General features: G+C 65.3%; 14 protein-coding genes. 7 read left to right on the top strand and 7 right to left on the bottom strand.

Annotated elements, in window-relative coordinates:
* Nucleotides 1-82 precede the first annotated feature (82 nt).
* Both AB8841_RS16400 and AB8841_RS16395 read right to left on the bottom strand, forming a co-directional pair.
* Nucleotides 83-1,900, bottom strand: coding sequence for a calcium-binding protein (locus AB8841_RS16400; protein WP_370436896.1), 1,818 nt, complete (start codon nucleotides 1,898-1,900; stop codon nucleotides 83-85).
* Between the two features lie 259 nt (nucleotides 1,901-2,159).
* Entirely contained in the window at nucleotides 2,160-3,179 is a 1,020-nt protein-coding gene (locus tag AB8841_RS16395) for a hypothetical protein (RefSeq protein ID WP_370436895.1), read from the bottom strand.
* 163 nt (nucleotides 3,180-3,342) lie between these two features.
* Here AB8841_RS16395 and AB8841_RS16390 point away from each other — a divergent pair, with 163 nt between their 5' ends.
* Nucleotides 3,343-3,864 carry an N-acetyltransferase family protein gene (locus AB8841_RS16390; protein ID WP_370436894.1) on the top strand — a complete coding sequence of 174 codons (522 nt, stop codon included), beginning with the start codon at nucleotides 3,343-3,345 and terminating at the stop codon, nucleotides 3,862-3,864.
* A 110-nt stretch (nucleotides 3,865-3,974) separates the two neighbouring features.
* Here AB8841_RS16390 and AB8841_RS16385 read toward each other — a convergent pair whose 3' ends face one another.
* Nucleotides 3,975-4,499, bottom strand: a complete 525-nt coding sequence (locus AB8841_RS16385; protein WP_370436893.1) for a histidine phosphatase family protein — start codon at nucleotides 4,497-4,499, stop codon at nucleotides 3,975-3,977.
* Nucleotides 4,499-5,347 carry an AAA family ATPase gene (locus AB8841_RS16380; RefSeq protein WP_370436892.1) on the bottom strand — a complete coding sequence of 283 codons (849 nt, stop codon included), beginning with the start codon at nucleotides 5,345-5,347 and terminating at the stop codon, nucleotides 4,499-4,501. Before AB8841_RS16380 ends, AB8841_RS16385 begins: the two co-directional genes overlap by 1 nt.
* Before the next feature lie 219 nt (nucleotides 5,348-5,566).
* Here AB8841_RS16380 and AB8841_RS16375 point away from each other — a divergent pair, with 219 nt between their 5' ends.
* Nucleotides 5,567-6,853, top strand: a complete 1,287-nt coding sequence (locus AB8841_RS16375; RefSeq protein WP_370436891.1) for a cystathionine gamma-synthase family protein — start codon at nucleotides 5,567-5,569, stop codon at nucleotides 6,851-6,853.
* A 66-nt stretch (nucleotides 6,854-6,919) separates the two neighbouring features.
* Here the strand turns inward: AB8841_RS16375 and AB8841_RS16370 are convergent, their stop codons facing one another.
* On the bottom strand, nucleotides 6,920-7,582 hold the full coding sequence (locus AB8841_RS16370) for a glutathione S-transferase family protein (RefSeq protein ID WP_370436890.1): 663 nt from the start codon (nucleotides 7,580-7,582) through the stop codon (nucleotides 6,920-6,922).
* 109 nt (nucleotides 7,583-7,691) lie between these two features.
* Between AB8841_RS16370 and gcvA the strand changes: the two genes are divergently transcribed.
* The 4 genes from gcvA to AB8841_RS16350 all read left to right on the top strand — a co-directional run bounded on the left by gcvA (nucleotide 7,692) and on the right by AB8841_RS16350 (nucleotide 12,419).
* Nucleotides 7,692-8,615 carry a transcriptional regulator GcvA gene (gene gcvA, locus AB8841_RS16365; protein WP_370436889.1) on the top strand — a complete coding sequence of 308 codons (924 nt, stop codon included), beginning with the start codon at nucleotides 7,692-7,694 and terminating at the stop codon, nucleotides 8,613-8,615.
* A 174-nt stretch (nucleotides 8,616-8,789) separates the two neighbouring features.
* Complete coding sequence (locus AB8841_RS16360; RefSeq protein WP_370436888.1) at nucleotides 8,790-10,580, top strand: cation:proton antiporter; 1,791 nt, start codon at nucleotides 8,790-8,792, stop codon at nucleotides 10,578-10,580.
* An 89-nt stretch (nucleotides 10,581-10,669) separates the two neighbouring features.
* Nucleotides 10,670-11,845 (top strand): VWA domain-containing protein, encoded by a 1,176-nt coding sequence (locus AB8841_RS16355; RefSeq protein ID WP_370436887.1) that lies wholly within the window; start codon nucleotides 10,670-10,672, stop codon nucleotides 11,843-11,845.
* A gap of 4 nt (nucleotides 11,846-11,849) precedes the next feature.
* The gene (locus AB8841_RS16350; protein WP_370436886.1) at nucleotides 11,850-12,419 is read left to right on the top strand and encodes a hypothetical protein; all 570 of its coding nucleotides are present in this window, start codon (nucleotides 11,850-11,852) and stop codon (nucleotides 12,417-12,419) included.
* 121 nt (nucleotides 12,420-12,540) lie between these two features.
* Here the strand turns inward: AB8841_RS16350 and AB8841_RS16345 are convergent, their stop codons facing one another.
* Together AB8841_RS16345 and AB8841_RS16340 are read right to left on the bottom strand one after the other, a co-directional pair.
* Nucleotides 12,541-12,966: a universal stress protein gene (locus AB8841_RS16345; RefSeq protein WP_370436885.1), complete on the bottom strand. Its 426-nt coding sequence runs from the start codon at nucleotides 12,964-12,966 to the stop codon at nucleotides 12,541-12,543.
* Nucleotides 12,967-12,981: 15 nt separating this feature from the next.
* Nucleotides 12,982-13,302, bottom strand: coding sequence for a 2Fe-2S iron-sulfur cluster-binding protein (locus AB8841_RS16340; protein ID WP_370436884.1), 321 nt, complete (start codon nucleotides 13,300-13,302; stop codon nucleotides 12,982-12,984).
* A 318-nt stretch (nucleotides 13,303-13,620) separates the two neighbouring features.
* Between AB8841_RS16340 and AB8841_RS16335 the strand changes: the two genes are divergently transcribed.
* A complete protein-coding gene (locus AB8841_RS16335) occupies nucleotides 13,621-18,288 on the top strand; it encodes a hypothetical protein (protein WP_370436883.1) in 4,668 nt (1,555 codons plus the stop codon).
* Nucleotides 18,289-18,683 lie beyond the last annotated feature (395 nt).

Here is an 18,683-nt window from a genome sequence, read left to right as displayed (position 1 = left end):
AAAGCGCAGATTCCGCTTTTCTTCCTCACCGATGAAGGCTTGCCGGACGGGATGCCGGCACGCGTTTGCCGGAGTTGCCCCCTCAGATCACCTGGAAGTCCGCAGCCGTCATCTTGAGGCCGGCGCCGAGTTTTGCGAACACGATTGCAGCCCCCTTGCCCGAGCCATCCGCATCATAGGACAGATAGCCCGTCTTCTTGTCGTAGATGATCCGGTCGTAGGAATCCGCCGCCTTGCCTCCGACGGTGAAATACTTCGACGCCAACATCCTCGGGCTCGAGGGAGTACCTGAACCGATCTTCGTGAATACGGCATTGTCGAGCCAGATCGTGTCGTCTGCGACCGAGAAATCCTTGATCGTGTCCCAGTTGCTCGACCTGTTCGGCCGGGTGGCGAAAACGAATACGTCCTTGTTGCGGCCGCCGTAGAGCGTGTCGTTGCCGAGGCCGCCCGCCAGGGTGTCGTTCCCGTTGAGCCCGCTGAGGGTATTGCTCTTCGCATTGCCGGTCAGCGTGTTGGAAAGATTGTTGCCGGTGCCCCGCAGCGCATTGCCCGTCAGGGTCAGGTGATCGGCTTCGGCCGATAGGGTATACGTGGTATCCGCCACGATCGTCACGATATCGGCGGCGGAAAGCCGGATGGCATTGAGCGCGGCGTATTGGGCTGCGGTCAGGGTCAGCCTGTTGTCCTGGGCATCGAAGACATCGATGCCCTTGGTCGCCAAGGCGGAGATCTGATCGACCGTCAAGGCGCCAAGGACCTGCCCCATGTCCCGGAGGCTCACGATGTCGACGCCCTTGGTCCGCATGTCCGCCATCCGCCCTTCGTCGAGCCCAGCCACCTCCGCATGGTTCACCGACAGGGTGACGGTATCCTCCATGGTCAGCTTCATGCCGCCGATCCCGCTCAAGGCATCGAACTGAGCGATCGTGAGGCCCAGGGCATTGTCGCTCGCATCAAGGATGGTTATCCCCCGATCCGCGAGGGCGATGAACATCCGGGCATCGAACGACCCGAAGACCTGCCCGACGGCATTCAAGGAAATGTCATCGATGTTGTTTGCAGCGGATGCGGCGAGCTCGCTGTCCCTCGAGATCGCCAGGTCGGTCAGGCTGAGAGCAAGCGTAATGTGGCTCTCCGCCATCAGCGTGATGTTGTTCAGAGGGTCGCTGATAGACTTGTATTGATCGAGAGATATGGAGAGATTGTTGTCGGTCGCGCGGATTGTATCGACGAATTTGTTGCCGAGACCTGTCAGGTGAGCGGCTGTCAAGCGAGACATCTCTTGCGTACTGAGCGCGATCGTAACGGCATCATCGCCCCAGAAGCTCAAATCCGACTGCACGAAAGCAATGACCTGGTCCGCCGTGAACCGAGCATTGATATCCGCTGTCGAATCGAGAATGTCGACACCTTTATCGGACAGGGCCGCAATCTCTTGAGCCGAAAATCCGAATGTTCCCAAGTCGTCGCTGATCCTGACGAGATCGAGTTCGTGAAAGGTCAGGTTGGTCCGCGTTATCCATTTGGCGATGTCTTTCGAAATCTGGAGCGATCCTCCTTCCCCATTGATGATATCGACGCCCCTGGTGTTCAGGGCATTGACCTGCGGTTCGGTCAGCTGCTGGATGGCAGCCTCGCTATCCACCAGTTCGATCACGTCGTCGGCGCTAAGGGCCACGGCGCCCAGAGCCTCCACCTTCGCGATCGAGAGCGAGACCCGCCGGGTATCGTCACTGGAATTGGCATTGAGCGAGACGACGCCGTTGCCGGCGAGGGCCGCGATCTGCGGAACGGTCAGAGCACTGATGGCCTCGGGGCTGTCGACGATCGCTATGGTCCCGGCCGGGAAAGGCGCTCCAGCCAAATATTCGGCAACGGACTTCGTTGTAAGGGCCATGGCCTGCGAGTCTCCGGTCAAGTCTGAGGGGGCGGAGAAGCGACCATGCCGGAACCAACGAGCCCTGGCCGGCCTGCTGCCCCAACGCAACGTTACAACTAAACATGGATCATTGAGATTTGCAACGTATCAAGAGATCGCGCGCGAACTTCCGGCGATCTTGCCCCGACCGATCGGCGATGGTTTCACCAACTCGGTTTTGGAACACGCGGAAAGGATCGATGTCCCTTTCTCCCAGGGCGTTCCCAGGCGTAGTCCACTAGTTATCGAGCCGATCCGGAGCGGAAGAGCCGGTCTCGGCCCTCGTCTCGATCTTCCGGACTGCCCGCTCGATGGCGGCCTTGACCAGATCCGGGCTGGCCTGGAGCGCCCCCAGCTCGACGGCCGACATGGCCAGCATCACCGGAGCGAGATTCGGCAAAGGTTTTCCGTCCACCGCGAACAGCTTGAGATCGTCCTTGGGCCCTATTCCCAGTCCCTCGACCATGCGGCCCGCGTAGTTGCGCAGGCGCTGCTCATCGGGAGCACAGGTGGAGGCCGCCTGCGGGCTGGGAGTAGCAGGGGCTTTCGCCGCCGCTTCCCGCTTGGGCCTGGGTTTTTCGACAACGAGGGGCCTCGGATCGGGGGCCTTGGGCTTCTCGCCCATGCCGACAGCGATGCTTGGCACGCGGTATTCCGGTGTCTTCGGCTTGACGGGAATGACGATCGAAACCCGGCCCGGCTTGCCACCGGGGCCGCCCTTCGCCGTATATCGCACCACGTTCCCCTTGCGGCGCGAAGCGAGATACTGGGCGCGGACTGTTCCGCCGATCCCCCGCACGGCGAGCACCGCGATCCCGCCGATCCCGGTCGCGACGCCGCATTCGGGCGGAGCCCAGCGGCGGACGATGTCGAGCGCGGATTTGCGCCCGTAATCGAGATAATAGCGTTTCAGGAGCAGCGCCGCAGCATCCGCGCCGTGATGAGCGGACGCGAAGCCCACATGGCCCTCGCCGTCGGTGGCGATTTCCCCACTCCAGCGGGCGCTCTTGATGCACCAGTAATTGTTCAGCTTCACGCAACGGGTCACGAACGGGCGCTCCGCCTTGAGGAGAGCCGCCAGGGTAATGACGAGCTTCGGCTCGAGGGCGTCGACCGCCTCGGAGCGCCAGTTCGTCACCTCGCGGCTCTTGGGTTCGTAGCGAACCTGGAGCGTCTGCGCCGGACCCGAAAAATCCGCGATGCCGGGAAGCAGGGCACGGCCGGCAAGCCCGAGCGCAAGAAGCGTCTGAAGCAGCATGGTGAGATGTCGATCCCGCGAACGCCTGAAGATTTCTGAAGACGGTTTCAGGAGAAACGATGGCTGATCGGATAGGTTCATGCCGCAAAGCCACGGCATCGGCGACCTTGACCTGCGGTTCCGCCCACTCCACGAATAGGCGATCCGTCCTATGAGTCCCCTCATGACAGCCGATATCCCGATCCGGACCCTGGAGCCGTCAGACGCCCGCGCCTACCGGGACCTCAGGCTGGAAGCCCTCGCGGCCAGCCCGGAAGCCTTCGGCTCCAGCTACGAGGAGGAAGCTCCGCTTCCCCTCGAGACCGTGCGGGCGCGCATTCCCGCCCCGGGCCCCAACGCCATTTTCGGAGCTTTTGCGGAGGGCCGCCTCGTGGGCATGGCGGGCTTTGCGGTCTACGAACGCGCCAAGGCGTCTCACAAGGGCGTGATGTGGGGGGTCTATGTCCAGGAGGACCGGCGCGGCCATGGATTGGGACGGCGGCTCGTCCAGCAGGTGATCGATCACGCCTCGCGGCACGTGATCATGCTCGAAGCGGCGGTTGGCCTCATGAACGACAGTGCCCGGCGCACCTATCACGCCCTCGGCTTCAGACCCTATGGAATCGAACGCAAGGCTTTGCGCGTCGGCGGCGTCTTCTACGACGAGGAACTGCTGTTCATCGATTTCCAGGAACGGGAAGCCTGAACGCCTGGAGCATCGGACGCAAAACCGGTTCTCACTTCCCGCGTTCGATGCTCTCCTTGCTTGAGCATCTCTTCACGCAAAACCGGTTCCCACTTCCCGCGTTCGATGCTCTAATCGTCCTCGCCGGCTCCGACGGATTTGGGGGTCGCGAAACGTTCCAGCTTTCCGGACTTGCGCTTCACGTGGGCCCAGCTTTCGTGCGGAAAATCGACGACGGCGAGACCGGCGGTCGGATATTTGCGCCCGAGCCGCAGAATCCCGTCCATGTCACCCTCGCCGATCAGGAAACTCGCCAGATCCTCGAAGCCGGGATTATGGCCAATCATCAGAACCGTCTGCGCTTCCGGTTCGATCTCCTGCAGAACCGTGAGAAGCCGCGCAAGGGGAGCCTCATAGATGCGCCCGTCGAGGCGGCTCGGCACCTCGCCGAGAATCGGCTGCACGAGCTCCCAGGTTTCCTGGGTCCGGCGCGCCGGGGACAGGATGACGAGGTCCGGCGCCAGGCATTCGCGCTTCATGTAGTTCCCAATGGCGGCCGAAGCCTCCTGCCCCCGCGGGGCCAGCGGCCGGTCCACGTCGAGGATGCCCGACGGCCAGGCAGCCTTGGCATGGCGGAGAAGAAGGAGGCGCAGCATCACCGCCCTTCCCGCCTGGCGATGAAGGCCAGCTTCTCGAACAGGCTCACATCCTGCTCGTTCTTGAGGAGCGCCCCGTGAAGCGGCGGGATCAGCTTGCGGGTGTCCCGCTCGCGCAGGTTTTCAGGACCGACATCCTCGGACAGGAGGAGCTTGAGCCAGTCGAGCAGCTCGGAGGTCGAGGGCTTCTTGCGCAGGCCCGGGACGTCCCGGACCTCGAAGAAGATTTTCAGCGCCTCCTCCACGAGCCGGTGCTTGATGCCGGGATAATGCACCTCGACGATGCGCGCCATGGTGTCGGCATCCGGGAACTTGATGTAGTGGAAGAAGCAGCGGCGCAGGAAGGCGTCCGGGAGTTCCTTCTCGTTGTTCGACGTGATGATCACGATGGGGCGCCGGGCGGCCCTCACCGTCTCGCCGGTCTCGTAGACGAAGAACTCCATGCGGTCGAGTTCGAGCAGGAGATCGTTCGGAAACTCGATATCCGCCTTGTCGATCTCGTCGATCAGCAGAACCGGCCGGGTTTCCGACTGGAAGGCCTCCCACAACTTGCCGCGCTTGATGTAGTGGCGGATATCCGACACGCGCGGGTCGCCGAGCTGGCTGTCGCGCAGGCGCGAGACCGCATCGTATTCGTAGAGGCCCTGCTGGGCCTTCGTGGTGGACTTGATGTGCCAGGTGAGGAGCGGCGCATTCAGGGACCGGGCGATTTCCTCCGCGAGGACGGACTTGCCCGTGCCGGGCTCGCCCTTCACGAGGAGCGGACGCTCCAGGGTGATCGCCGCATTGACGGCCACCGTCAGGTCCTCGGTCGCCACATAGCTTTCGGTTCCGGTAAAACGCGCCATCCTCACCATTCCTTGTCCACGCGCGGAGCCTAGCGCATCGTGCGGAAAAGTGGACCCGGTTTTCCGCAAGAACGATGCGCTCATCCAAGAATGGAGCATCGGATCGAGCCCAAAAGTGCAAATCCACTTTTCCCGTCCGATGCTCTAAGTCGTGTCCATGGCTTTCGGCAACCGCTCTCATCATGTAAGCCCATAACAAACATGGGAGGATAAGTGACTATGACTGATAACCGCTATCACAAGGACCGGATCGGCAACCACAAGCTGAAGCCGGAAACCCTCATGCTGGGCTACGGCTACGACCCGACCCTGTCGGAAGGCGCGGTGAAGCCGCCCGTCTTCCTGACCTCGACCTTCGTGTTCAACAGCGCCGAGCACGGCAAGGAGTTCTTCGACTACGTCTCGGGCCGCAAGGAGCCGCCCAAGGGTGAAGCCGCCGGCCTCGTCTATTCGCGCTTCAATCACCCGAACGCGGAGATCGTCGAGGACCGGCTCGCCATCTTCGAGGAGGCGGAATCGGGCCTGCTCTTCTCGTCGGGCATGTCGGCCATCGCCACCACGATCCTGGCCTTTGCCCGTCCCGGCGACGTGGTTCTGCACTCCCAGCCGCTCTATGGCGGCACGGAGACCCTGATCGCCAAGACGCTGGCGAATTTCGGCATCCAGGCCGTCGGCTTCGGCGACGGGGTCGACGAGGCGGGCATCCGCGCCGCTGCCAAGGAGGCGCAAGGCAAGGGCCGGGTCTCGATCGTCATGATCGAGACCCCCTCGAACCCGCTCAACACCCTGGTGGACGTGGCCCTCATCCGGACCATCGCGGACGAGATCGGCGGGGCTCAAGGTCAGCGCCCGATCGTCGTATGCGACAACACGCTGCTCGGACCCCTCTTCCAGAAGCCGCTCCAGCACGGCGCAGACATCTCGGTCTATTCGCTCACGAAATATGTCGGCGGCCATTCCGACCTGATCGCCGGCGCGGCCCTGGGCTCCAAGGAGCACATGAAGGCCGTGCGCCTGCTCCGCTCGGCCATCGGCACCCAGCTCGATCCGCATTCCTGCTGGATGATCGGCCGCTCGCTCGAAACCCTGGCGCTGCGCATGTCGGCGGCCAACCGCAACGGGGAGATCGTGGCCAGGTTCCTGCACGAGCACCCGGGCGTGGTGAAGGTCCACCACCTGGCCTATCTGCCTGAGGGTTCCCGCGCGAAAGAGGTCTACGAGGCGCAGAGCGACGCTCCCGGCTCCACCTTCTCGTTCGACGTGAAGGGCGGCGAGGCGGAGGCCTTCAAGGTGCTCAACGCGCTCCAGGTGTTCAAGCTGGCGGTCAGCCTGGGCGGCACGGAATCCCTGATTTCGCATCCGGCCTCCACCACCCATTCCGGCGTGCCCAAGGAGACCCGGGACAGGCTCGGCGTGAGCGACGCCACGATCCGCGTCTCCATCGGCATCGAGCATCCCGACGATCTGGTGGCGGATCTCGCCCAGGCTCTGGCGACGATCGGGTAATGCCGAAGCGCAACGGCAGCCCCGCGGTTCCGGGGCTGCCGACTGCGATTGTTCGACGAGCGGCGTTCACGACGAGATGGTAATGCCCTCTCCGGCCATCGCCCGCTGAACGGAGGGGCGCGCCAGGGTTCGCTCGGCGATGCGCGTCCAGGAGGGATAGGCGGCTTTCATATCGAGGCCGATCCGCATGCCCCACCGATAGAACACGAAGAGGAACGCATCCGCGACGGTAAAGCCGGCTCCGGCGACGGCCCAACCGCGTCCGTCGTTCATGAGCGCTTCGATATAGGCGTATTGCTCCGTCACGTTCTCACGTCCCTTGGTCGAGACGGCGGGAAAGAGCGTTGTCTCCGCCACGAAACGGTGCGGACGCCAAATCTGGGCGAAGGACATCGCGTGCATGGAGCTGGATAGCCAATTCAGCCACTCGAAGCTGCGCGCCTGGAGGTTCGGATCCGGGGGCAGGAGTTCCAGCTCCGGCCTGAGTTGAGCCAGATAGAGCAGAATGGCAGGAGCCTCCGTGAGAATTCCCGCCGAAGCTCCGTTTTGTCCGAACGGCCCTTCAAGAGCCGGGACACGGGCCTTGGGATTGATGGCGAGATAATCGGCCTTCAGGTGCGCTCCCTCCGCGAGCGGCACCCGGGCCAGCTCATAGGGTTGGCCGATTTCCTCCAGGACGATGTGAGGCGCGAGGGAGCAGGCTCCGGGAGAATAGTAGAGTTTCAGCATGGGTCCGCCTTATCGTCAGAGAGTTCGATCAGGTTCAGACAGCACGGCCGGGCCCCCGCAAGCGAACGAAAATTCTTGACTCTATATGTGAGCCAAATTCACATATCTTATGGCTCCGCGTCTTCCTCCTCTCCAGTCCCTGCTCGCCTTCGAGGCGGCAGCCCGCCATCAAAGCTATAGCCGAGCAGCGGAAGACCTGAATTTGACCCATGGTGCCATCAGCCATGCGGTCAGAGGGCTTGAGGCGCGGCTCGGAACATCCCTGTTTCGACGGGAGGGCCGGCGCATGCTGCTCACACCCGATGGGCAAGCCCTGGCGACGAAGGTGCGCTACGGCCTGCGCCTGCTCGAGAGCGCGTTTGAAACCGAGCGCCCCAAGCAAGGAAAGCGCCACATCACCGTCAGCGTCCTGCCCGCCTTCGCGGGCCGCTGGCTCGTGCCCCGGCTTCACCAATTCACGACCACGCATCCGGACATCGTCCTGGACCTTTACCCCTCGATCGAGCTGGCCCGCCTCGATGAGCAGGACGGCATCGACGTCGCCATTCGGTATGGCCCCGGCGGCTGGCCTCACCTGAGGCAGGACAAGCTCATGGACGAGTTTGTCTTTCCTGTCTGCAGCCCGGCCTACCGGACGGCAGAGCTGCTCAAACAGCCGTCCGATCTGCGCGAATGTACGCTGCTTCGCTATTCACGCGAGCCATGGTCGCCATGGTTCGCAGCGGCAGGGCTCGATTGGCCGGAGCCGAAGGAGGGCCCGATCTACAGGGATGCGGCGCTGCTGCTCGACGCGGCCGGTGCCGGCCAGGGCGTCGCACTCGCCCGGCAGGCTCTTGCGAGCGAGGAGATCCGCTCCGGTCGCCTGTGCCGCCCCTTCCGGTTGGAGGTTCCCGGCGAGTACGCCTACTGGTTCGTCTCCCGCACGAAAGACGCCGCCGAGCCCCAGATCGAGGCGTTCCGGGAATGGATGCTCGTCGAGACGTCCCTCTTCTCTCAAGAGAAGAATTTGCCCCTACTCTCCCCCGCCCCATAGAAGCACAACCCGTCCGAACAGAAGAAAGACGGAGCCTGGGTCATCCCGGCCAGCGCAGACGCATGCCGGACCGGGTCAGCCATGTCGCCGCTGCACATGTCGTCGCGCGAGGGCAATTTGCGCTTGCGCTGCTCTTTCGCCTGGAACCACAATGCGCCTCAACGGAAGGACCTCATGAGTACCACGATCGACCTGCATGCCTATCAGGAGCCCATTCTTTTTCTGGCCACGGCAGGCGTCGTCGTCCCGGTCTTCCACCGGCTGAAGATCAGCCCGGTTCTGGGCTTTCTCGCCGCGGGCGCACTGCTGGGCCCTTATGGGCTCGGGCGGCTCATTCCCGACCTCCCCTGGATCGACTGGGTGACCTTCTCGAATGCGGAAGGCACGTCGCGGATCGCCGAATTCGGCGTGGTGTTCCTGCTCTTCACCATCGGCATCGAGCTCTCCTGGCAGCGCCTCCGCGTCCTGCGCCGCCAGGTCTTCGGCTTCGGCTCGCTGCAGGTCGCGCTCTGCGCCCTGGCCCTGGGGCTCTTCGCCTACAAGGTCGTCGACTCCCTCGCCGCGTCGGCCCTCATCGGCATAGCCCTGGCGCTGTCCTCGACGGCCATCGTGCTGCCGGTTCTGGCCGAACAGAAACGCCTCAACTCGGCCGCGGGACGTGCGAGCTTTTCCGCGCTCCTGTTCCAGGACCTCGCCGTGGCGCCGATCCTGTTCACCATCGCGGCCCTCGATACGCATCAGCCCGAAATCACCATGACGTCCTTTGCGACCGCCCTCGTCCAGGCGGCCCTGGCGCTCGCGATCATCGTGGGGCTCGGACGGCTGGTGTTGCGGCCCTTCTTCCAGCTGGTCTCCGCCACCAAGAGCCCCGAACTGTTCATGGCGGCCTGTCTGCTCGTCGTGTTCGTCACGAGCCTCGTGGCCGCCGTCAGCGGCCTTTCCATGGCGCTCGGCGCCTTCATCGCGGGCATTCTCCTGTCGGAAACCGAATATCGCCGCGCCATCGACACCACGATCCAGCCCTTCAAGGGGCTCCTGCTCGGCGTGTTCTTCGTCTCGGTGGGCATGAACCTCGATCTCATCCGGTTCCTGGCGGCCCCGATCACGATCCTGGCCGTTGCGACCTTCCTCGTCGCCACCAAGAGCGTCATCATCTTCTGGCTCGGACGGCCCTTCGGCCTGAACGCCCCCGAGGCGGCGGAAACGAGCCTGCTCCTGGGCCCGGGCGGCGAGTTCGCCCTGGTCATTCTCGGGGCCGCGATGGCCGCGGGGCTCATCCCCATGGAAGTCGGGCACAACCTGCTTCTCGTCACCACGCTGACCATGGTGGCAATTCCGTTCCTGGCCCGGCTCGCCCGCCGCGTGAGCCGCGGACTGGAGCGGAAGCGCCCCCTGAGCCCCGAAGCCGCAGAACCGCCGCCGCCCGAGGAAGCCGGACGCGTCATCGTGGCCGGATACGGCCGGGTCGGGCGGCTCGTGGGCGACATGCTCCAGCGCCACGGCGTGCCGTACCTCGCCATCGACATGGACCCCGCGCGCGTCGCCGAGGAGCGCAAGGCCGGGAAACCGGTCTACTTCGGGGATGGGGCGCATTCGGGCTTCCTGCGCGCCTGCGGCATCGAGCAGGCCCGCGCCCTCGTCATCACCCTCGACACCCCGAGCGCCATCGAGGCGGTGGTGACGGCCGTCCGGCAGGAGCGTCCCGACATCACCATCGTGTCGCGCGCGCGAGACGCCAAGCACGCGACCCGGCTCTATGGGCTCGGCGTCGACGACGCGGTTCCGGAAACCATCGAGGCCTCGCTGCAGCTGAGCGAAGCGGTGCTGTCGGATATCGGCGTGCCCATGGGCCTCGTGATCGCCTCCATCCATGAGCGGCGCGACGAGTTCCGGGCGATCCTGAAACAGAACAACAGGAAGCCGGAGCGTATCGAGTTCCGGGCGCGCCGCACCGTGGGCAAATGAGGTTCAAGGGGTGCCTCCTCATGGGGACTCCTCATGGAGCCTCCTGCCTCGGCTCTTGACCTTGCCGCAACTTGCCCGACACTGGCCCGATGTTTCTCACCTTCTTCACAGAGCTGCGCGCGGCCAAGGTGCCGGTCTCGCTCAGGGAATACCTCTCCCTCCTGGAGGCGCTCGACCGGGACCTCGCCGACAAGAGCGTGGAGGAGTTCTATTATCTCTCCCGCGCCTGTCTGGTGAAGGACGAGCGCCATCTCGACCGCTTCGACCGGGTCTTCACCCATGTGTTCCAGGGCCTCGAGCGGATGGGCCAGGCCCTGGACCGGACGGAGCTTCCCGAGGAATGGCTCCGCAAGCTCGCCGAGCGCTATCTCACCCAGGACGAGAAGAAGCAGCTTGAGGCCATGGGCTGGGACAAGCTCTGGGAGACCCTCAAGAAGCGCCTGGAGGAGCAGAAAGGCCGCCACCAGGGCGGCAACAAGTGGATCGGCACGGCCGGCACCTCCCCTTACGGCGCCTACGGCTACAACCCGGAAGGCATCCGCATCGGCCAGGACAAGAACCGCAACTTCCGCGCCGTGAAGGTGTGGGACAAGCGTGAGTTCAAGGATTTCGACGACACGATCGAGCTGGGCGTGCGCAACATGCGCGTCGCGCTGCGGCGCCTGCGCCGTTTCGCCCGCACAGGGTCGGCCGAAGAGCTCGATCTCGACGGGACGATCCACGAGACCGCGCACAAGGGCTATCTCGACGTGCGCCTACGACCCGAGCGCCGCAACGCCGTGAAGGTCCTGCTCTTCCTCGACGTGGGCGGCTCGATGGACTGGCACGTCCAGGCCGCGGAGGAGCTGTTCTCGGCGGCGCGCCTGGAATTCAAGCACTTCGAGCACTTCTATTTCCACAACTGCGTCTACGAGCACCTGTGGAAGGAGAACCGTCGCCGCTTCGACGAGAAGATCCCAACGCTCGACGTGATCCGCACCTATCCGTCCGATTACCGCGTCGTCTTCGTGGGCGACGCGTCCATGAGTCCCTATGAAATCACCCATCCGGGCGGCTCCGTGGAGCATTGGAACGAGGAGGCAGGCCAGGTCTGGATCCGGCGGATCCTGGAGCACTTCCCGAAAGCGGTCTGGCTGAACCCCGTACCGGAGAACCACTGGACCTACACCCAGTCAGTCTCGCTCATGCGGCAACTCTTTGCCGGGCGCATGCATCCGCTCACCCTCGAAGGCATAGACCACGCCATGCGCGAACTGGTACGGTAACGGCATGAGCCAGACCTATACCCACAACCCCCGCCCGATCGGCGGGCCGATAAGCTTTGCCATCAAGGGCGACCGGCTGATCGTGGATTCCGGCCGCAAGGTGAATGAGGTTCGCCTCGGCGCGGTGGAGACCGTGCGCATGACCTACGAGCCCGGCCGCATCGGCCAGAGGTCCTTCCGCACGAAGGTCACGATGAAGGATGGCAAGGCCTTCACCTTCGGTTCCCTCCACTGGCGCAGCCTCATCGAGGCGCAGGAGATGACGACGGAGTACCGGGCCTTCGCCCAAAGCCTGTGCGCGGCCATCGCGAGGGCCAATCCCCAGGCCCGCCTCGTCGCCGGCAAGCCCTGGTGGCTCTGGTTCTCGACCGCTGCGGTCGCCATCCTGTCGCTTCTGGCGACGGCCTACCTGATCTGGCAGGCCCTCCGGATGGGGGCCACGGGCATCGCCCTGATGGGCGCGCTGCTGGCCATGGTGGGCATCTGGCAGATCGAGCCGATGGTCCGCCTCAACAAGCCCCGCCCCTTCAGCTCCGGCGCACTGCCGGACGATCTGATGCCGAAGGCGGTCTGAACGGCCTCTGCCGTCATGGCCGTTCCCGGTCCGGTTCCGGGGCAGTCCCTGCCATCCTCGTCAGACGCACTCCTGTCATCCCGAGGCGCCACAGGCGAACTCGGGATGACAGAGGAGCCCGTCAGGTCCTCACCACCAGGACCGAGCACTTGGCGTGGCGCACGATGGTGGAGGCGTTGGAGCCCAAAAGATAAGTCGCCATGGTCGGACGGTGCGAGCCGATGACGATGAGGTCCGCGCCGGTCTTCTCGGCCTCGTCGAGCACCTCGCCGTAAACGGAGCCGAGCCGCACCACGGCCGAGACGCGCTCGGCGGGGAGCTTCACCTGGGCTGCGAGCTTGGCGAGCTTCTGCTCGGCCTCGTCCTGCTGCTCCTGGTCGAAGGCCGGAGGCATGAACTCCATATAGGTGATGGGGACGATGGCGCGCACATAGATGAGACGGATGCTGCCCTCGCCGTTCTCGACGAGCGCGACCGCCTTGTCGAGAGCGGCCTTGGCCGCTCCGACCTCACCGAGATCGATGGGAACCAGGATCGTCTTGAACATGGCGTAACCTCCGGATCAGCCCTGACGGATGGGCGTGTGAACGACGAGACCGTCCATGTCCGGCCTGACCCTGATCTGGCAGGACAGGCGCGAATTGGGACGCACGTCGAAGGCGAAGTCCAGCATGTCCTCTTCCATGGGCTGAGGCTGGCCGGTGACGGGTTCCCACTCCTCGTCGACATAGACGTGGCAGGTCGCGCAGGAGCAGGCGCCGCCGCATTCGGCCTCGATACCGGGAATGCCGTTGCGGATGGCGGTTTCCATGACGGTCGAGCCCTCCTCGGCCTCGACGGTCCGGGCTGTGCCCTCGGCATCGATGAAAGTAATGTTGATCATTGCGGACCTTTCTGTGACGGCGCATATTTAAGATACGGCGCGCCGGATGACGAGAGATGAGCGTGGGCTTGCCGTCTTTTCGCCGTATTTTCCCCGGTAGTGCAGGTTACTGAGCCGTTAACGACGTTCGCAAGTGGCAGGGGATACCGGGTTTCCTTGAGCATGACCGGCCGCTAAACTCGCTTGGTAAACAGTAGATTACCGTGCGGAAGAACTGTCAGCAGTTTTCCGTGCCGGCTGACGTCACGTAATCGCCTCTTGACGGTCAAGGGCATGCGGCGGCTTCAACCACCATCAGTTGCGTCACGAGGGCGGATCATGGCGACCGAGCAGAAGAAGATAAAAGACCCGGCGGAGGCGGCCCTTTCGGCTGTCGAGCAGGCGCTCAATCTCGAGGAGACGTTCGAGATCTCCTCGCCGGACCAGCCGAACAGCCAGTCTTCTTCCGACGAGCCCAGGCTTCCGGATATCGACGCGCATGACTTCACGAAGGGCCCCTTCTCCCTCAATCCCGACGTTCCGGGCGAGGACGAGGACAGCCGCTCGCAGGAGCGCGACATGAGGCTGGAGGATGCGCCCCGCTCCGGCTTCCTCGCGCCCGACCGCGCCGCCGTCGCCAACGACGACCGCCAGAACGTCGGGGTGATGCTGCAGGCCCTTCAGGTTCGCCCCTCCTCCCGTGCTTACGTCTTCGCGGTCATCGCATCTCTCCTCTGGGTCAGCGCCGTCGGCTATTTCCTCTACGCGCAGGGGATCGCCGCGCCCGAGCATCTGCTCGCCGCCTTCTCCACCGCACAGCTGACGCTCGGCGCCGTCGCCGTCGTTGCTCCGATCTTCCTGTTCTTCATCGCCGCGATGCTCACCATCCGCTCGCAGGAGATGAAGATGGTGGCGCGCGCCGTCGGCGAAGTGGCCGTGCGCCTCGCCCAGCCCGAAAACTTCTCGACCGACGCGGTCCTCTCCGTCTCTCAGGCCGTGCGCCGCGAGGTGGCGGCCGTGGGTGACGGCGTGGAACGCGCGCTTGCCCGCGCCGGCGAGCTCGAGACCCTGGTGCGCAGCGAGATTTCGACCCTGGAGCGCGCCTATTCCGACAACGAGATCCGCATCCGCTCCCTCATCGAGGAGCTCGTGGCACAGCGCGAGGCCATCGTGTCCAACGCGGAGCGTGTGCGCGGTGCCATCACGGGCGCGCATCAGAACCTGATCCAGGACCTGGACACCGCCAGCGAGCGCGTCGTCACCGCCCTCGGCGGCGCGGGCGACAAGGTCACCGGCTCCCTCGAACAGCAGGGTGACCAGATTACCCAGGCGCTCGGGCGCGCCGGCGAGCGCGTGGTCGAGGAAATGGCGAGCCGCGGCGTCGAGCTCGTGGACCGCCTCTCGGGCGCCAGCGAGGAGATCAAGACGGGCATCGCCGAGGTCGGCACCACCATCACGAGCGCCCTCGAAGGCAAGGCCCAGGACATCACCGGCGCCTTCGAGCGCACCGGCGACGTCCTCACCCGCCACCTGCAGGAAGGCGCAAGCCAGGTCACCCGCACCCTGGCCGAGACCGGCCGCGGCGTCATCGACGCCCTTGCCCAGCAGGGCAACGACGTGCGCGAGGCCTTCGAACAGACGGCCAGGAACCTGGAAGAGAGCTTCGTGCAGCGCGGCAGCGAGATCACCGAGAAGCTGGCCGCGACCGGCGGCGTGATCGGCGACGACATTTCCGCCCGCACGACCGAGATGCGCGATCAGATCGCCGCAGCCGGCCTTTCCGTGAGCGAGGAGCTCACGGCGCGCAGCTCGGCCCTGCGGGAGCAGCTCGCCAGCACCGGCTCGGACGTGACCGGCGACATCATCGCCCGCGGCAACGAGTTCCGCGAACATCTGGCCGCGACGGCGTCCGAGATCGGAAGCCAGATCACCTTGCGCGGCAACGAGGTGCGCGAGCACCTCGAAAGCGCCGTGCGCCTGGCCGACGACTCAATCGGCAGCCGCGTCGAGGATCTCGCCACTCGTCTCGAGACCGCGAGCCAGCGCGTCAGCGAGTCCGTGACGGTCCAGGGCCAGTCTCTGGAGTCGAACCTCGCCGAGGTCGGCGAGCGCATCTCCTCCCTCCTGGGCTCCAGGGTCGAGGAATTCCAGACCTCGCTCGACACCCGCGGCCAGGAATTCTCCGAGACTCTTTCGCGGCATGCGGACGAAGCGCAGACACGCCTCGCCGGCACCGGCAAGGACATCGTCCTCGCCATCGCCACACAGGGCGCCCGCGTCAACGACGTCCTCAACCGCACGGCGGAGAACCTCACGAGCACCGTCGAGACCCGCACCCGCGAAGTGGAGGAAACGCTCGGCTCCCGCCTCGAAGCCTTCGAGAGCGTCATGGGCCGCGGCGGCGAACTCGCCGACCGCATCTCCCGCGACGTCGGCTCCCTCACGGAGACGATCAGCGGCCGCTTCGAGGAGATGGACCAGCTCATCACCGTGCAGGGCCGCACGGTGGCGGAAACCTTCGCCGAGCGGGCCCGTGAGGCCACGACCGCCATCGAGACCCAGCTCTCCGCTCTCGAGGAGCATGCCTCCCGCCGCACGACGGAAATCACCTCCAACTTCGACACCATCGTCGAGCGCGTGGACGGTGTTCTCAGCGCCCGCTCCACGGCCCTGAACGAGGCGCTCGTGGTGCGCACCGGCGAACTGGCCCGCGTGATGGCGGAAGGCGGCCGCGACGTGGCGAACGCCCTCCAGACCCGCGTCGACGAGATCAGTCAGGCGATCACGGCGAAGACCAGCACCATCGCCGATACCCTCTCCTCCAGGGCAGAGCAGATCGGCGAGACCCTGGACGTCCGGGCCTCCAGCATCAACGAGATCCTCGGCACCCGCGTCGGCGAGATCGCGCAGGCGCTCGAAAACCGCATCTCCACGATCAACCAGATCCTCGGGGACCGCTCGGACGAGATCGCCGAGGCCCTCGGCGCCCGCGCCTTCGAGATCAACCAGACCCTCGGCAGCCGCGCGGACGAGATCGCTTCGACGCTGGACGAGCGCGTGTCGAAGTTCGAGGAGCGCGTGGTCAACCGCCTCGGCGGCGTCGCGGAAGCCATCGACGAGCGCGGCCAGGCCGTCGTCTCCTCCCTCAACAGCCGCATCGGCGAGATCCGGTCGATCTTCGACACGCAGGGCAACTCGCTCGTCGAGACCCTGGGCAGCCGCGGCGAAGTGATCGGCCGCGAGGTCGAAGCCGTCACCGAGAACACGCTGCGCGCCCTCGAGGAACGCAGCAAGACCATGCTGTCGTCGCTCCAGGAGCGCACGATGGAGCTCACCTCCTCCTATGCGCAGTCGACGGAGGCCATGCGCACGGCTATCGACGACGGCGCGGAGCGCACGGTCGAGACCCTTGTCGGCACCAACGAGCGCCTGCGCGGCGAACTCGCGGACGTGCTCGGGCGCCTTCAGGAGGCAAGCCGCACCCTGCAGGAGGTGGCAGCCTCCGCCAGCGGCAACCTCGGCGCCGTCGAGGATGGCCTGGGCGGCCGCGTACAGCAGATCGAGACCCTCCTTTCGGAAGTCGCCTCGCAGGCGAACCGCGCATCCGAGCAGGTGGCCGATCAGGTGGAGGCCCTGCGCAGCGTCTCCTCCGGTGCGATCCAGCAGGCTATGGACCTCGCCCAATCTCTGGATGAGCGCGGCCGCACGCTCACCGAGACCACCTACGAGCAGATCAACACCCTCACCCAGGCGGCTTCCGCCCTGGAGCGCGTCGAAAGCCGCATGAACGAGGCCGTGGCCAGCCGCCAGGGCGCTCTCGACGAGTTGCTCGGCCGCATCCAGGAGCGTTCGCAGGACCTCGAATCCGTCACTCGCGCGTTCACGACTCTCGTGGAAGGCTCGCTCGAGAACGCCGAGAGCAAGGCGCGCCAGATCGGTTCCGTCCTGTCGGAGGCCGCCACCACCACCACCCAGGCGATCGGAGAGCAGTTCGAGCGCATCCGCCTCACCACGGGCGTGGAAAGCGAGCGCACCGCCGCGAGCCTGCGGACGACCTACGAGAAGGCCGCCGCCGAGATGGCGGAGGCGCTCGGCGGCGCCACCGCGAAGTTCCGCGAAACCATGGGCGAGCTGCGCGGCATGACCGGCCAGATCCAGCGCGAGCTGGAAGCCACCCGCGCCGAGCTGCGCCGCGGCGTGGTCGAGCTGCCGCAGGAAACTCAGGAAACCACGGCCAACATGCGCCGTGTGGTCGCCGACCAGATCAAGGCGCTCAACGAGCTCTCGGCTCTCGTCTCGCGGTCGAACCGCGTGGTCGATGCGGCTCCCGCCGCTCAGCCCCGTCGCGCCGCCGTGAACGAGACCCCGGTCGCCGCGACGATGGCCGCGGTCGCCGCTGCGGTCGAGCAGCGCATCGCCCCTCCGGTCCCGGCCCCTGCGCCGAATGTCGCACGCCAGCCCGAGCCGCGTCCGGCTGCGGCACCGGCACCGGCTCCGGCTCCCGCGCCGGTCCGTCAGGCCTCCGTGGAGCGTCCTGCCCCCCGTCGGGAAGAGGCAGCAGCCGCTCGCGACGCCGGCCGCGGCGGCTGGCTCTCGGACCTTCTGACCCGCGCCTCGCGCGATGAGGAAGAGCCCGCGCGCGGCTCGGCGCGCGCCCGCGCCAACGGTCTCGAGTCCCTCGATTCGATCTCGGTCGATATCGCCCGCATGATCGACCACGATGCGGCCGTCGATCTGTGGGATCGCTATCGCCGCGGCGAAACCAACGTGTTCAGCCGCCGCCTCTACACGGCGCAGGGTCAGCAGACCTTCGACGAGATCCGCCAGAAATATCGCCTCGACACGGAATTCCGCCAGACGGTCGACCGTTACGTCGACGAGTTCGAGCGCCTCCTCACCGAAGTCTCCCGCGACGACCGCGACTCGACGCTGACCAAGACCTATCTCACATCGGAAACCGGCAAGGTCTACACCATGCTGGCCCACGCGAGCGGGCGGTTCGAATAAACCCGACCGATGCTGAGACGAGACGAAAAGCGCGGCCCTAGAGGCCGCGCTTTTATTTTGACGTGCTGTTCCGTCGTCCCCGCGTAGCGGATCCATGAACGCTACCGGACCAGGAAAGAGGACGGCGGGATCCCCGCCCCTTTCTGCGGCACCGGAGGCCATGGATCGCCGGCTCAGAGCATCTTTTCACGCAAATGCGGGAACCGGTTTTGCGTGAAAAGATGCTCAAGATCAAAATGTTGAAGCGTTGGACATGAATTCGATGTCACGTCCGATTCTGCAGTCTTCGACTGCCTCGGGACGTCGGGCGTGCGTCAGACGAGGACGGCCATAGCGAAAGGCGCTCCGACAGCGACGAAAAAAGGCCCCGATCCGGATCGGGGCCCTGAACGTAT

This window comes from Microvirga sp. TS319, assembly GCF_041276405.1.
In the GTDB taxonomy this organism is placed as follows: domain Bacteria; phylum Pseudomonadota; class Alphaproteobacteria; order Rhizobiales; family Beijerinckiaceae; genus Microvirga.
The sequence above is the reverse complement of the archived record's forward strand: the minus strand, read 5'-3'. Positions and strand labels throughout refer to the sequence as shown.

Coding starts and splice junctions, on each gene's coding strand:
- AB8841_RS16400 (WP_370436896.1), bottom strand. CDS start 1,900: ATGGCCCTTACAACGAAGTCCGTTGCCGAATATTTGGCTGGAGCGCCT.
- AB8841_RS16395 (WP_370436895.1), bottom strand. CDS start 3,179: ATGCTGCTTCAGACGCTTCTTGCGCTCGGGCTTGCCGGCCGTGCCCTG.
- AB8841_RS16390 (WP_370436894.1), top strand. CDS start 3,343: ATGACAGCCGATATCCCGATCCGGACCCTGGAGCCGTCAGACGCCCGC.
- AB8841_RS16385 (WP_370436893.1), bottom strand. CDS start 4,499: ATGCTGCGCCTCCTTCTTCTCCGCCATGCCAAGGCTGCCTGGCCGTCG.
- AB8841_RS16380 (WP_370436892.1), bottom strand. CDS start 5,347: ATGGCGCGTTTTACCGGAACCGAAAGCTATGTGGCGACCGAGGACCTG.
- AB8841_RS16375 (WP_370436891.1), top strand. CDS start 5,567: ATGACTGATAACCGCTATCACAAGGACCGGATCGGCAACCACAAGCTG.
- AB8841_RS16370 (WP_370436890.1), bottom strand. CDS start 7,582: ATGCTGAAACTCTACTATTCTCCCGGAGCCTGCTCCCTCGCGCCTCAC.
- gcvA (WP_370436889.1), top strand. CDS start 7,692: ATGGCTCCGCGTCTTCCTCCTCTCCAGTCCCTGCTCGCCTTCGAGGCG.
- AB8841_RS16360 (WP_370436888.1), top strand. CDS start 8,790: ATGAGTACCACGATCGACCTGCATGCCTATCAGGAGCCCATTCTTTTT.
- AB8841_RS16355 (WP_370436887.1), top strand. CDS start 10,670: ATGTTTCTCACCTTCTTCACAGAGCTGCGCGCGGCCAAGGTGCCGGTC.
- AB8841_RS16350 (WP_370436886.1), top strand. CDS start 11,850: ATGAGCCAGACCTATACCCACAACCCCCGCCCGATCGGCGGGCCGATA.
- AB8841_RS16345 (WP_370436885.1), bottom strand. CDS start 12,966: ATGTTCAAGACGATCCTGGTTCCCATCGATCTCGGTGAGGTCGGAGCG.
- AB8841_RS16340 (WP_370436884.1), bottom strand. CDS start 13,302: ATGATCAACATTACTTTCATCGATGCCGAGGGCACAGCCCGGACCGTC.
- AB8841_RS16335 (WP_370436883.1), top strand. CDS start 13,621: ATGGCGACCGAGCAGAAGAAGATAAAAGACCCGGCGGAGGCGGCCCTT.